This window comes from Sphingomonas sp. BK345 (assembly GCF_014193845.1).
Lineage (GTDB): Bacteria > Pseudomonadota > Alphaproteobacteria > Sphingomonadales > Sphingomonadaceae > Sphingomonas.
Map to the genome: position 1 here is coordinate 83007 of NZ_JACHZX010000006.1, position 13217 is coordinate 96223.

The window sequence follows — 13217 nt, forward strand, 5'->3', positions numbered from 1 at the left end:
GATCCGCCCCAAGGAGGATTCTTCTGCAAAACCCTTCCGTCATCCCGGACTTGGTCCGGGATCCACCGTGCCGCAGACTCTGGAAGCGTAGTTCACGCGGAAAGGTGGATCCCGGAACAAGTCCGGGTCGACGGTGAGTGACAAGCGTTCCGAGGAGAGCGCAGAAAAACGCTGCAAGGACAGGATCAGCGAGCTACGGCCGCCTTGCTTTCGGCAGGCGGCACTTGCCCTTGCGGCACTCGGGCGGCGCATAGGCGCCGAGATAGACCGGCGGCGCCGCCACGCTCGCGATCACCACCGGGTCGCGCGCCACCGCCGGCTCGGCCGGGAAGGCCGCGCGCGCCCGGGCGAACAGCGCGCGCGCGCGCGCCGCCCCGGGCGCGGTCGCGCTGGCGCCGACCCAGCGCCAGTGCCACGGCTCCCACTTGACCCGCTGGCGATTGCCCGCGGGGAAGGACATCTCGAAGCCGTAGCGCGCGGCGTTCGCGACGAGCCAGCGGAACGCCGGGGTCGCCGCGCCGCACGCCTCGGCGTCGGGGCAGTCGTTGACGCGCGGGCGGAAGGCGAAATCGAGCGCGTAGCCGGTGGCATGTTCGCTGTGCCCCGGCGGCGCCACCGAGAGCGCGCGCTCGCCCGCCGCGGTCTGCGCCTCGCGGCAGAACACCGCCTGCTGGTAGCTGATCGAACGGTGGCACGACAGCGCGCGCACCTGCCCGCCCGAGGCCGCGATCAGCCGCGCGAGATCGGGCACCACGTCGCGGCGCAGCACGCAGGACCCGACCGCCAGCCCCTCGGGCACCGCGACCAGCTCGCCCGGCGGCGCGTCGCCATAAGGCAGGTGCCCGAACGCGCGCCCGTCCGCGCCCATGCGCACGTTGCTGTTGTCGCACAATTGGGCCTGTGCCGGCGCGGCCAGCGCGAACAGCGGGGCGGCGAGGATCAGGGAGGCGCGGCGCATCGCGCCCTCTGGCCACGGCGGCGTGGCGATGGCAAGGGCGTGGCGCATGTTAGGCGACCGGGTCCTGTTCCTCGACGGCGAGGCGTTGATCATCGACAAGCCCGCCGGGCTGCCGGTCGATCCCCCGCGCGACGGCGGGCTCAGCCTGGAGAACCATCTCGGCTCGCTCACCTTCGGCTTCCACCGCTGGCCGGTCGCGGTGCACCGGCTCGACCGCGACACCAGCGGCTGCCTGCTGCTCGCGCGCAATCCCAAGGCGCAGGCGCGCTTCCAGCAGGCGTTCGAGGCGGGGCAGGTGCGCAAGCGCTACCTCGCCATCCTCGACGGCCTGCCCCAGGGAGAGCGCGGCACGGTCGAGCTGGCGCTGCGCAAGGTCTCCAGCGCCGAGCGCGGCTGGCGCATCGCGGTCGACCCGCGCGGCAAGGCGGCGCGAACCGACTGGGAGCTGCTCGACACACGTGACGGCCGCGCCCTGGTCGCCTTCACCCCGCACACCGGGCGGACGCACCAGCTGCGCGTCCACGCGCGCGAGGGGCTGGGCGTGCCGATCGTCGGCGATCCGGTCTATGGCCGCGCCGATCCGGCGGGCATGATGCTCCACGCCGCCGCGATCGCGCTGCCGCGACCCGGCAAGGAGGATGCCGCCGCCGAGGCGCCCTGGCCCGAGCGCTTCGCCGCGCTCGGCTTCGCCGCCGGCTGAGCTGCCGCGCTCCGGCGCCGATCAGTCGAACGAGGGCTTCTTGCGCCCTGCCTTCACGCCCGACCGGCCTTTCTTGGCGTCCACGCGGCGGGTCTGCGACGCGCGGGTCGGTCGCGTCGGGCGGCGCTTGGCCTGCACCACGGTCGCCTCCTGGATCAGCGCGACGAGGCGCTCCAGCGCCTCCTGCCGGTTGACGTGCTGCGAGCGCGATCCCTCGCTCCGCAGCACCAGCGCGCCCGCCGCCGTCATCCGCGATCCTGCCAGCGCGGCGAGCCGCTCCTTCACCCGCTCGGGCAGGTCGCTCGCGGTGACGTCGAAGCGCAGGATCACCGCCGAGTCGGTGGTGTTGACGTGCTGGCCACCCGCGCCCCCGGAGCGGGTCGCGGTATAGTCGATCAGATCGTCCTCGATCGAGAGCGAGCGGGTCACGGGGATGCGGGCCATGGCGGTATATAACGCCGACTGGCGCGAGTGCGATGGGCCCGGAAGGCCGATGCCGCGCCCTCGCGCCGAGCCGCCACCGCCGCAACATGACGGCGAACGGACGCAACACAGCGACACGCGAGCGAGACGCGCGCGGCGCACCTCGCCCCGCGCCGGCCTCCCCTGCCGGCGCAACGAGGAAGTTGGCATGTACATCTCGTCCCGCAGCCGCGCGCCGCAGCCGCGCCAGGCCCCGTCGCCGCTGGTCGACAATCCCTTCGCCGCCGAGCTGTTCGCGACCGGCTGCGCCGGCTTCACCAGCCTGGGCGGCACGGTGGTGCTGACGCTGGAGGCGGCACGCTGCGATCATTCCGGCGAGACCCCGGTGGTGGAGCGGGTGGTCGCTGGGCGGATCGCACTGACGGTCGCGGGGGCGCAGGCGCTGGCGGCGGGGCTGAACCAGTTCCTCGACCAGCAGGGGCTCGCCCCGGCGCGCGGAGGCGTCAGCCAGTGACGGCGCTGCGGTACTGGGGCGCCGGCGCTTCCCGACCAGCGGTCACGCTTGCGCAAAGCGAGAACCCTCCCTGGCCGCTGTGCGAGGCCGGCTACAGCCGGGTGGTGGTGCACTGGACGGTGCGTAGCTGATCGGCGCGGCGGCGTCGTGGCGGCCCCGCGCCGCCCGACGCACCCGCCTCTGGCGCGATCCTGGGTGAGCTCCTAGGTCGGCGCCATGTACGAGTTCGCCGTCACCGCCGAGTCGAAGCCCCACCGCTACGACGATCTCTTCGCCGCGCTGGACGCGCTGACCGGCGACGAGCGCGATCCGATCGCCAACATGGCCAATGCCGCGGCGCTGCTGTGGCAGTATCTGCCCGAGCTCAACTGGGCGGGCTTCTATCGGATGATCGGCGACGAGCTGGTGCTCGGCCCGTTCCAGGGTAAAGCCGCGTGCATCCGCATCGCGCTGGGGCGCGGCGTGTGCGGCACTGCCGCCGCCGAGCGACGCACCCAGCTGGTCGAGGACGTCCACGCCTTCCCCGGCCATATCGCCTGCGACGCGGCGAGCCGGTCGGAGCTGGTGGTGCCGATCGTGCACGAGGGCCGGCTGCTCGGGGTGCTCGACCTCGACAGTCCGGCACCGGCGCGGTTCGATGCCGACGACGCGCGCGGCTGCGAGCGGCTGATGGCGCTGCTCGCCCCGCGCCTGGCGGGCTGACGCGCTACTTCTTCTCGCGGCCGGCGAAGGTGACGAGGCTCTCCGCGCCGTCCGGGCCAATCGCGGCCACGCCGAAGAAATGGTCGTCCACCGGCACACCGGCGACGTCGAGCGTCGTGCCGGTCACCTCGCGCGAGTCGCTCCACGCCGCGGCGTCGGCGCGACGCCAATAGACCTTGTAGCGCGCCGCGCCCGCGACCGGCGCCCAGCTCACCTTGGTGTCGTACGACAGCGCGCCCGAAATCGCCGCGCTCGCCGGGGCGGCCGGGGCGGCGGCGAGCCGCGCGATCGTTGCGACGTTGATCGCGGTCACCTTGGCGAGATAGCCGAAGTCCATCCCCTCGATCGTGTCGGCATAGACGCGGCCGTTCTCGGTGCGCACGTCCTGGTGCTGGCGGTCCCAATTCTCTGCCGCCACCGAGAAGCGCACCGCCGGATAGCCCTGTTTGAGGAAGGGCTCGTGGTCGCCGCCGCGGCCGAACCGGTCGGGGCGGCGATCGACGAAGACGCCGAAGCCGCCGGGCAGCGTCGTCGCGACGCCGCCGATCATCTTGGCCAGCGCGCGGCTGGGGCCGTCGTCCTCGCCGCCGATGCCGCGCCGCTCGATCGCTTCGGGGAGCGACTCGCTGGCGCGGATCCCCTCGGAGAAGACGCGGACGTAGCGATCGTTGACCACGCCGCCCTGCCCCAGCGAGTTGCCGACGATGTCGTTGTTGAGCATCGCATCGACCTGCCAGCCGCGCGCACGCGCGGTCTCGGCCAGCAGCGTCGCGCCCCACAGCCCCTGCTCCTCGCCCGAGAAAGCGACGTAGACGATGTTGGCGCGGAAGCGCTCGCGGTGGAGCAGTCGCGCCGCCTCGAGCACCAGCGCGACGCCGCTGGCGTCGTCGTTGGCGCCGGACGCGTCGCTGGTGACGTTCATCACGTCGGTGACGCGGCTGTCGATGTGCGCGCCGACGATGACGTAGCGGTCCGGATCGGTGCCGCGCTGGACGCCGAGCACGTCCTCGATCACCACGCCGTCGGGCGCGCGCGGGCCGGTAAAGCGGCGCGACAGGCGCTCGGTCGTGATGCAGCCGCCGCAGTCACGCGACAGTTTCGCGAACTCGCCAGCCACCCAGGTCCGCGCCGCGCCAATGCCGCGCTTCGGATCGGTCGCCGAAGACAGCGAGTGGCGCGTGCCGAAGGAAACGAGCTTCTCCACCGTGGCGCGCTGCCGCTCCTGCGACACCGCATCGCGCGCGGCGGCGGGGGTGGCGAGCGTCAGCGCGAGCAGCGCGGCGGCGGGAAAGCGGAGCGTCATCCGTCGCTTGTGGCGGGCCGCGGCGGACGGCGCAATCACTCGCTGGACGAGGCCGCCGCATCTCAGGCATGACGCGACGCACAGGAACGATCAGCGAGAGGAGCGGCGCCATCACTCGACGCCTCGAACATTTCCCCAACCTGGTGACGATGTTCTTCACCCGCGCCGCCGAGAAGGGCGACGCGCCCTTCCTGTGGAGCAAGCGCGACGGCGCGTGGCGCGCGACCAGCTGGCGCGAGGCGGCCGAGACGGTGGCACGGCTCGCCGCCGGGCTGCGCGCGATCGGGCTGGAGCGCGGCGACCGCGTCATGCTGGTCAGCGAGAACCGCCCCGAATGGTGCCTGTCCGACCTCGCGATCATGGCGGCGGGCTGCGTGACGGTGCCGACCTACACCACCAACACCGAGCGCGACCACGCCCACGTGATCGAGAACTCGGGCGCCAAGGCGGTGATCGTCTCGACCGACAAGCTCGCCCGCACGCTGATGCCCGCAATCCTGCGCTCGATCCGCCCGCAGATGCTGATCGGCATCGACCCGATGCGGCTCGGCCAGACGCCCGTAGAGGTGCACGACTGGCGCGCGCTCATCGAGCGCCATCCCGCCGGGGTGGGCGCCGCCGCCGATCGCGCCGTCGCCGAACTGGGGCGCGACGACCTCGCCTGCATCATCTACACCTCGGGCACGGGCGGCGCGCCGCGCGGGGTGATGCAGCATCACGGCGCGATCCTGCACAACGTCAACGGCTGCATCGTGATCATCGCCGAGGATTTCGGCTGGGGGGACGAGGTGTTCCTCTCCTTCCTCCCGCTCAGCCACGCCTATGAGCATAGCGGCGGCCAGCACCTGCCGATCGGGCTCGGCGGGCAGATCTATTATGCCGAGGGGCTGGAGAAGCTCGCCAGCAACATCGAGGAAGTGCGCCCCACGATCATGGTGGTGGTGCCGCGCCTGTTCGAGGTGCTGCGGACGCGCATCACCAAGGGGATCGAGAAACAGGGGGGCACACCGCAGAAGCTGCTGCGGCTCGCGCTCGACGTCGGCACCAAGCGCTACGAGGGGCGGCTGGGGCTGCGCGACCGGCCTGCCGCGCTGCTGGTCGACACCCTGTTCAAGCGCAAGATCGCGCGCAAGTTCGGCGGCCGGATCAAGGCGATGGTCTCAGGCGGCGCGCCGCTCACGCCCGAGGTGGGCGTGTTCTTCCAGTCGCTCGGCATCTGCTTTTTGCAGGGCTATGGCCAGACCGAGGCAGCGCCCGTGATCTCGTGCAACCGTCCCTCCGCCGGGCTGCGGATGGACTCGGTCGGGCCGCCGCTCGCCGAGACCGAGGTGCGGATCGCCGCGGACGGCGAGATCCTCGTGCGCGGCGAGCTGGTGATGCGCGGCTATTGGCGCAACGAGGCCGAGACCGCGCGCGTGCTTCAGGACGGCTGGCTCCACACCGGTGACATCGGCGAGCTCGACGAACGCGGCCGGATCCGCATCACGGACCGCAAGAAGGACCTGATCATCAACGACAAGGGCGACAATGTCGCGCCCCAGAAGGTGGAGGGCATGCTGACCCTTCAGCCCGAGATCGGCCAGGCGATGATCTACGGCGACCGTCGCCCGCACATGGTGGCGGTGCTGGTGCCCGACCCGGAGTGGACCTTCGACTGGGCGCGCGCGCAGGGGCGGCGCGACCCCGTGACGCCGGACGATCCCGCCTATCGCGCCGCGCTCCAGGCGGCGGTGGACCGCACCAACAAGGACCTGTCAGTGACCGAGCGCGTGCGCCGCTGGATCGTGGCGGACGGCCCCTTCACGATCGAGAACGAGCAGCTCACCCCCAGCCTCAAGATCCGCCGCCATGTGCTGCGCCAGGTCTATGGCGCGCGGCTGGACGCCTTGTACGGGGGGTGAGGCACGCGGTCGCGCTGGGCCCCCGGTGCCCCGGCGAAGGCCGGGGCCCAGTTAGCACGTCTGTCGTGTGTCTCGCCGACGTCGCCCAAATGGGCCTCGGCCTTCGCCGGGGAACTTAGGGGGAGGAGACCGCGCTACTTCGCCGGCACGGCCTGAAGCGGCGATCCGGCCGGTGTCGCCGCCCCCGCCCCGCCCCCGGCCGCCCTGGGCACCACCGCCATCGTCCAGTCCTTGTCCGGCCGCAGATATTTGGCCGCGCTCGCCTGGAGCGCCTCGGGGGTGATGCCGGTCATGTCACCGATCAGGCTCTGGCTCGCCTCGATGCGTTTGGGGTCGAAGGTGCCGCCCGAGGTCTGGATCAGCCAGAACTGGTTCCCCGACGAAGCGCGCGCCATATATTGCAGCATCGGCACGATCGTGCGGCGCAGCTCGTCGGCGCTGATCGGGGTCGACACCAGCTCGGCCGCGATCTGGCGCGACAGCTGGAAGAACAACGGCACCTTGTCGGGCGCCACCTTGCCCACAGCGATCAGCCGCCCGCCGCCGGGCAGACCCACCGGCCACTGGCTCTGCGCGGTCGGCGAGTAGCTCGCCCCCGCCACCGAGCGCAACCGATCGAACAGCCGGTCGGCGAACACCGCGGCGAGCACGTCGAGCCGGCGCTGCTCGGCGTGGTCAGTCGAGCCGCCCCCGGTCGGCCAGGCGATCAATGCCGCGGCCTGGTTGTCGTCGCCGTCGTGCGTGCGCATCACGGGCGTGGCGTTGTGCGCGGGGAAGCGCACCGGCGCGCCCGTCCCCTCGTCCGCGCGGCGCGGCTTGAGCGCGCCGAAGCTCTTCGCGATCGCCGCGATCGCCTCGTCGGCCTTGACGTCGCCGAACACGTCGACCTCGATCGGCCCGGTTGCCAGCAGCGGCTGCCACAGCTTCTTGAAGTCGCGCGCGTTGAGCGCCTGGATCTGCGCCAGCGTCGGCATGCCCCAGCGCGGATCGCCGTCGCGCAGCAGCCCCTCAAGGTCGCGCGCCAACACGCCGTCGGGGGACGAGTTCAGCCCGGCATAGCCCGTCAACATCGCCGCGCGCGCGCGCGCCACCGGCGCCGCGTCCCACCGCGGCGCGGCGAGCTTGGCCGCCATCAGCGTGAGATTGTCGGCATAGTCACTCGGCGTCGTCTGTGCGCCGAGCAGGAAGGCGTCGTCGCCGATGTCGAAGTCGAGCCCCATGCGGCGACCGGTGGTGAGCGAGTCGAGCGCGCCCTGATCAAGCGTGCCGACGCCGCTCGCGATCAGCGCGGTCTCGCCCGCCCAGGCCGGGGTCGCCCGGTCGCCCGGAAGCGCCTGATAGCCGCGCCCGAAGCGCACGCGCAGGTAGACGCGCCCGGTCTCGGACGGGTTGGCGTAGATCAGCGCGCGCACGCCGTTGGCGAAGGTCACCTGCTCCATCGGCGGGTCACCCACCGTGGCACGCGCGGTCGCCTGTCCGGGCGTGCCGAGCTTGGGCACCTTGGAGAAATCGACCGAGCGCTGCTCGGCGCGCTTGCCCGCCAGCTTGGAGACGTCGGCGGTGAGCGCGGCGGCCAGCTTGGTCGCGGCGCTGGCGTCGGGCGTGCGCGTGTTGAGCAGCGCGCGCTGAACGTCGCCCTTGAACAGCCGGTTGGTCGATTCGATCATCGCCGCCGGCGTGAACATGCCCTTGGTGCGCGCCTCCTGCAGGATATCGTAGCTGGTCTTCGGCCCCGCCACCGTCTCGCGGATGTCGAGAGCGTTGACCATGTCGTCGGCCTGCTTGGCGCCGGCCTCGACGCGCGCGGTGTCGACGTCGTTCTTCATCGCCGCGTCGAACTCGGCGAGCTCACGATCGACCTCGGCCTGGGTCGGCGGCGACACCATCGCGTCCGCCACGACCGCGCGCACATCCTTGAGCGCAGCCTCCCAGTCATCGCCGATCGGGATCACGTTGGTGAAGGTGCCGTTGGCCGAGCGCGACACGTCGTCGAGGCTGACCGACGCCTGGAGGAAGCTGCCGCCGGCGCGGGCGCGGGATTCGAGCCGACGGTTGATCAGCCGGATCGCGAGGAAGTCGACCAGCCGCTTCTGGTTGAAGATGATCGTGTCGTCGCGATACTCCCACGGCCGCAGCGTCGCGGTGGCGACCACCGGCGGCAGCGAGGGCTCGGCGATCGTCTTGGTCGCCGGCGCCTTGGGATCTGGCTTGCCGAAATCCGGGTCCGCCGGGTCGGCGCCCTTGCCGGTCCAGGTGCCGAAATTCTTGACCACGAGCTTGGCCGCGACGTCGGGATCGATGTCACCCGAGATGATCACCACCGCGCGCGCAGGGCGGTACCATCTGTTGTGGAACGCCTGAACGGTCGCGGGCGTGGCCGCCTCCAGCGTCTTGATCGTACCGATCGGCGAGCGCTCGGCGAGCGGCTGGCCGGCGAAGAAGGTCTGGCGGATCGCGTCGCCGTAGCGCACCTGCGCGCCGGGCGCCTCGCGCTGCTCGGCCAGCACCGCTGGGCGCTCGGCGGCGAGACCCGCGTCGGTAATCGCGGGTTCGGCCATCATGCCGGCGAAGATCTTGAGGCTCTCGTCGAGCTTGACGTCGGTCGCGCCGGGTAGGTCGAGCTTGTAGACCGTCTGCGTCGGCGTGGTGGAGGCGTTCGAGTCCGAGCCGAAGGTGGCGCCGAAACGCTGCCACACGCGCTTGGCCTCGCCGTCGGGCACGTAGCGCGAGCCGCGGAACGACAGATGCTCGATCAGGTGCGCGAAGCCCTGCTCGGCGTCGCTCTCGTACAGCGAGCCCGCGTCGATCCGCACGCGCACCGCGACCTGCCCAGGCGGCACGCCGTTCTTGCGCACCGCGTAACGCAGCCCGGTCGGCAGCGCGCCGAAATGCCACTCGGGATCGGGGGGGATGTCCGAACCCTTGAACAGCCACGGCGAGGTGTCGACGCGGATCGCGGGCGCGGGCGGGGCGGCGACGGGTTTGACGGGAGCCGCCGGTGCCCGGCGTGCGCGCTGCTGCGCGGGCAGCGGCAGCGACACGGAGACGAGCAGGAGGGCGACGAGCGGCTTCGCGAGCACGCGCGAATACGAATTCATGGCCGCGCTTGTAGGGCGCGCGCGGGCCGGCGGCAACTCACACCAGTGAAACGATCCTTTCCCGTGCCCGAGCAAGCCTTTGCCAAGCGGATGCCACGTTTTGGTCGCGATGCGGGTTTAGCCGACGGGAAAGAGAGAGCGATGGCGCGCGCGCCATCGCGACGAGGACGTTTTCGATGAAGCACGACAGCCGGTTGGCACAGGCGCGGATGTGGCAGGACAGCGGCGATGCCGCCGACCCGGTGCTGGTGCCCGATCTCAACGTGATCTCGGGTGCGCCCGTGCCCGGTGCCGCGATGCGGGCCGACGCCAACCGCCCGCTGCTGATCCGCGTCGGCAAGCACCTGCGCGGCGTCTTCGACCGGTTGATCGCGGGCTCGTCGCTGGTGCCCAACGATCCCGTGCTCGACGTGCGCGATTTCGCCTGGACCGCGCTGCTGCGCGAGCAGTGGGAAGCGATCCGCGACGAGGCGCGCGCGGTGGCGCTGGTCGGCAACGCCGCGCCCAGCCTGGCGACGATCTCGCCCGACCATCGCGCCATCGCCGAGGTCAACAAGTGGCGCTCCTTCTTCCTGTGGGGCTACGGCTATCCGATCCACGACAATCTGGCGCGTTGCCCGCGTACCCAACAGGTAATCGAGCAGATCCCGGGGCTCAACTCGGCCTTTTTCTCCATCCTCGCGCCGGGGACTCACATCCCCGACCATCGCGGTGTGACCAAGGGACTGATCACCTGCCATCTCGGGCTGATCGTGCCGCGCGACGGCGACGTGCGGATGCGCGTCGACGATCGCGTCGTGCGCTGGGCCGAGGGCGAGACCCTGGTGTTCGACGACACCTACCGCCACGAGGTGTGGAACGACACCGCCGGCACCCGGGTGGTGCTGCTGATCCAGTTCGAACGACCCTTGCGAAACCCGGGCAAGTGGTTCGCCGACCTGTTCCTCGGCGCGGTCAAGCGCTCCGCCTTCGTGCAGGAAGCGCGTGCCAACGTCGCCAAGTGGAACGCCGCGGTGCAACAGCTGGATGGGTGAAGCCAAAGATCCTCGCCGGCACGGGGAGGATTTTACCCGTCCCCGAAACAATCCCTTTCGCGGCGCCCGCTTGATCCCCTGCCGCGCAGGCGCCACATGCCGACCATGCTGATCGAGACCGAAGCCACGCCGAACCCGGCGACCGTGAAGTTCCTGCCGGGGCGCATCGTGATGGACGCCGGCACGCGCGACTTCGCCACGCCCGAAGAGGCCGAGGCGAGCCCGCTTGCCACCGCTTTGTTCGATCTGGGCGACGTCACCGGCGTTTTCTTCGGACGCGACTTCGTCTCGGTCACCGCCGCGCCGGGGGTGAGCTGGAGCGAGCTCAAGCCCGACGTGCTCGCGCTGCTGATGGACCATTTCACCGCGCAGATGCCGCTGTTCCGCACCGGCGGCGCCGACTTCAGCGTGCCCGCGGAGGAAGAGACCTTCACCGACGATCCCGCCGACGCCGACATCGTCGCGCAGATCCGCGAGCTGATCGACACGCGCGTCCGCCCCGCGGTGGCCAATGACGGCGGCGACATCGTCTATCGCGGCTTCGACAAGGGCAAGGTGTTCCTGCGCATGCAGGGCGCCTGCTCGGGCTGCCCCTCCTCCACCGCCACGCTCAAGAACGGCATCGAGCAGCTGCTGCGCCACTATGTCCCCGAGGTGACTGAGGTGCGCGCGGTCTGACGCGCGCGCCCGATCGCTCTCCCTTCCCTATCGACAGGATCGCCATGCCCGCGCTCGACCGCCCCCTCGACGATGCCGCGCTCGACCAGCTGTTCCGCACCGCGCGGACCTTCAACCATTATCGCGACGAGCCCGTGTCCGAGGAGACACTGCGCGCGATCTGGGACCTGATGAAGATGGCGCCTACCTCGGCCAACCAACTGCCCGCGCGGCTGGTGTGGTGCGTGTCGGACGAGGCCAAGGCGCGCCTCGCCGCCGCCTGTTCCGACAGCAACAAGGCCAAGGTGCTGGCCGCGCCGGTGAGTGTCGTGATCGGCATGGACACCGAGTTTCACGAGCATCTCCCCACGCTGTTCCCGCACGTCGACGCCAAGAGCTGGTTCGACGGCAATCGCGAGTTGCGCGAGGCCTCCGCCTTTCGCAACTCGTCGCTACAGGGCGCCTATCTGATCCTCGCGGCGCGCGCGCTGGGGCTTGGGGTCGGGCCGATGTCGGGCTTCGACGGCGGCGCGGTGGACAAGGCCTTCTTCGCCGACACGCCCAACGTCCGCACCAACTTCATCGCCACGCTCGGCTATGGCGACACCGCGACGCTGCACGAGCGACTGCCGCGCCCCGCGTTCGAGACATTCAACCGTATCGCCTGACGTGCGCGACCGGCTGCTCGTCATCGACACCGCTACCGCGGCCTGCTCGGTCGCGCTGTTCGAGCGCGAGCGCCTGATCGCGCACGCGCACGAGGAGGTGGGGCGCGGCCATGCCGAGCGGCTGGTGCCGATGATCGCCGGCCTTCCCGACGGCGGCCGCGCCGCGCGCATCCTGGTCGACGTCGGTCCCGGCAGCTTCACGGGCATCCGCGTCGGTGTCGCCGCGGCCCGCGCGCTCGCGCTGGGCTGGGGCGCGGCGGTCTCGGGCTATGGCGCGCTGGCGCTCGTCGCCGCCGCCGCGCTGGCCGAGAACACGGATTTGGCGGCTCTTGCGGTGATCGCCGAAGGCGGGCACGGTGAGGTCTTCATGCAGCGTTTCGCTCGCCCGTTCCGGCCGCTCGACACGCCCCGCTCGCTCACGCCGGCGGCGGCGCTGGCCGAACTCGACGGCGCCGCGGCGATCGGTACGGGCACGCGCTGGCTCGCCGCGCTCGACGAGACCGTCGCAGACCGCCCCGCACTTCCCGACGCGGCGCACGCGCTGCTGCTGCCTGGCGCCGAACGCGCGCTGCCGGCGGTGCCCTTCTACGGCCGCGCGCCCGACGCCAAGCCGCCGGCGCCGCGCGTCGCGCCGTGAGCGCGCGCGTGCGGCTGGTCGAGCTCGCCGCCGGGGCCGCCGCCGACGCCGAGGCGATCGACCGCGTGATGGGCGCCGCCTTCGACCCGCGCTACGGCGAGGCCTGGACGCGCAGCCAGTGCGTTGGCATCCTGGCGATGACCGGCGTGTGGCTGACGCTGGCGCGGGTCGAGGGCGCGGTGGTCGGCTTCGCGCTGAGCCGCGCGATCATGGACGAGGCCGAGCTGCTGCTGATCGCGGTCGACCCGGCGCACGCGCGCACCGGCATCGGCGCGACGCTGCTGCGCGGGACGATCGCCGAGTGCCGCTCGCGCGGGGTGAAGCGGCTCCATCTCGAGGTGCGCGCCAACAACCCCGCGGTGGCGCTCTACGCCGCCCACGGCTTCCGCCGCGCCGGGGTGCGCCGCAACTATTATCGCAACCGTGACGGTGAGACCTTCGACGCGCATACCTACGCGCTTGCGCTGGAGTGAGGCGGAAGGCGACTCGCGGCCGAGCGGCTTGCGACGCGAACCGCCCGCCCTGCTTACCCATCCCGCGAGAGCAACTCACTCTGATCATAGCTATTCGCCTTCTTGCGAGTCGCTAGCGCTTTTCGCAACAAGCCGGACGCACTACATAG

General features: G+C 71.5%; 13 protein-coding genes. 9 read left to right on the forward strand and 4 right to left on the reverse strand.

Features of this window, described 5'->3' with window-relative positions:
* Positions 1 to 193 precede the first annotated feature (193 nt).
* Entirely contained in the window at positions 194 to 1006 is an 813-nt protein-coding gene (locus FHY03_RS17385; protein WP_260159376.1) for a M15 family metallopeptidase, read from the reverse strand.
* Between FHY03_RS17385 and FHY03_RS17390 the strand changes: the two genes are divergently transcribed.
* Complete coding sequence (locus tag FHY03_RS17390; RefSeq protein WP_183924604.1) at positions 1005 to 1658, forward strand: RluA family pseudouridine synthase; 654 nt, start codon at positions 1005 to 1007, stop codon at positions 1656 to 1658. The genes FHY03_RS17385 and FHY03_RS17390 overlap by 2 nt on opposite strands.
* Positions 1659 to 1679: 21 nt before the next feature.
* Here the strand turns inward: FHY03_RS17390 and arfB are convergent, their stop codons facing one another.
* Positions 1680 to 2102, reverse strand: a complete 423-nt coding sequence (gene arfB, locus FHY03_RS17395) for an alternative ribosome rescue aminoacyl-tRNA hydrolase ArfB (RefSeq protein ID WP_183924602.1) — start codon at positions 2100 to 2102, stop codon at positions 1680 to 1682.
* A gap of 187 nt (positions 2103 to 2289) precedes the next feature.
* Between arfB and FHY03_RS17400 the strand changes: the two genes are divergently transcribed.
* Positions 2290 to 2595: a hypothetical protein gene (locus FHY03_RS17400; RefSeq protein ID WP_183931832.1), complete on the forward strand. Its 306-nt coding sequence runs from the start codon at positions 2290 to 2292 to the stop codon at positions 2593 to 2595.
* A gap of 216 nt (positions 2596 to 2811) precedes the next feature.
* Positions 2812 to 3297, forward strand: a complete 486-nt coding sequence (locus FHY03_RS17405) for a GAF domain-containing protein (RefSeq protein ID WP_183931833.1) — start codon at positions 2812 to 2814, stop codon at positions 3295 to 3297.
* A 4-nt stretch (positions 3298 to 3301) separates the two neighbouring features.
* Here the strand turns inward: FHY03_RS17405 and FHY03_RS17410 are convergent, their stop codons facing one another.
* Positions 3302 to 4600 carry a M20/M25/M40 family metallo-hydrolase gene (locus FHY03_RS17410; RefSeq protein ID WP_183931834.1) on the reverse strand — a complete coding sequence of 433 codons (1299 nt, stop codon included), beginning with the start codon at positions 4598 to 4600 and terminating at the stop codon, positions 3302 to 3304.
* A 68-nt stretch (positions 4601 to 4668) separates the two neighbouring features.
* On the opposite strand from FHY03_RS17410, the gene FHY03_RS17415 reads away from it, so the two are divergent.
* Positions 4669 to 6501 carry a long-chain fatty acid--CoA ligase gene (locus tag FHY03_RS17415; RefSeq protein ID WP_183931835.1) on the forward strand — a complete coding sequence of 611 codons (1833 nt, stop codon included), beginning with the start codon at positions 4669 to 4671 and terminating at the stop codon, positions 6499 to 6501.
* A gap of 134 nt (positions 6502 to 6635) precedes the next feature.
* On the opposite strand, the gene FHY03_RS17420 is transcribed toward FHY03_RS17415, so the two are convergent.
* Positions 6636 to 9599 carry a pitrilysin family protein gene (locus FHY03_RS17420; protein ID WP_183931836.1) on the reverse strand — a complete coding sequence of 988 codons (2964 nt, stop codon included), beginning with the start codon at positions 9597 to 9599 and terminating at the stop codon, positions 6636 to 6638.
* A 176-nt stretch (positions 9600 to 9775) separates the two neighbouring features.
* Here FHY03_RS17420 and FHY03_RS17425 point away from each other — a divergent pair, with 176 nt between their 5' ends.
* From FHY03_RS17425 to rimI, 5 genes are all read left to right on the forward strand, one after another.
* On the forward strand, positions 9776 to 10633 hold the full coding sequence (locus FHY03_RS17425) for an aspartyl/asparaginyl beta-hydroxylase domain-containing protein (protein ID WP_260159377.1): 858 nt from the start codon (positions 9776 to 9778) through the stop codon (positions 10631 to 10633).
* 105 nt (positions 10634 to 10738) lie between these two features.
* A complete protein-coding gene (locus FHY03_RS17430; protein ID WP_183924727.1) occupies positions 10739 to 11311 on the forward strand; it encodes a NifU family protein in 573 nt (190 codons plus the stop codon).
* A 44-nt stretch (positions 11312 to 11355) separates the two neighbouring features.
* A complete protein-coding gene (locus FHY03_RS17435) occupies positions 11356 to 11958 on the forward strand; it encodes a malonic semialdehyde reductase (RefSeq protein WP_183924590.1) in 603 nt (200 codons plus the stop codon).
* Between the two features lies 1 nt (position 11959).
* Entirely contained in the window at positions 11960 to 12595 is a 636-nt protein-coding gene (gene tsaB, locus FHY03_RS17440; RefSeq protein WP_311722147.1) for a tRNA (adenosine(37)-N6)-threonylcarbamoyltransferase complex dimerization subunit type 1 TsaB, read from the forward strand.
* Positions 12592 to 13068, forward strand: coding sequence for a ribosomal protein S18-alanine N-acetyltransferase (rimI, locus tag FHY03_RS17445; protein WP_311722149.1), 477 nt, complete (start codon positions 12592 to 12594; stop codon positions 13066 to 13068). Before tsaB ends, rimI begins: the two co-directional genes overlap by 4 nt.
* The last annotated feature ends 149 nt before the right edge of the window (positions 13069 to 13217 follow it).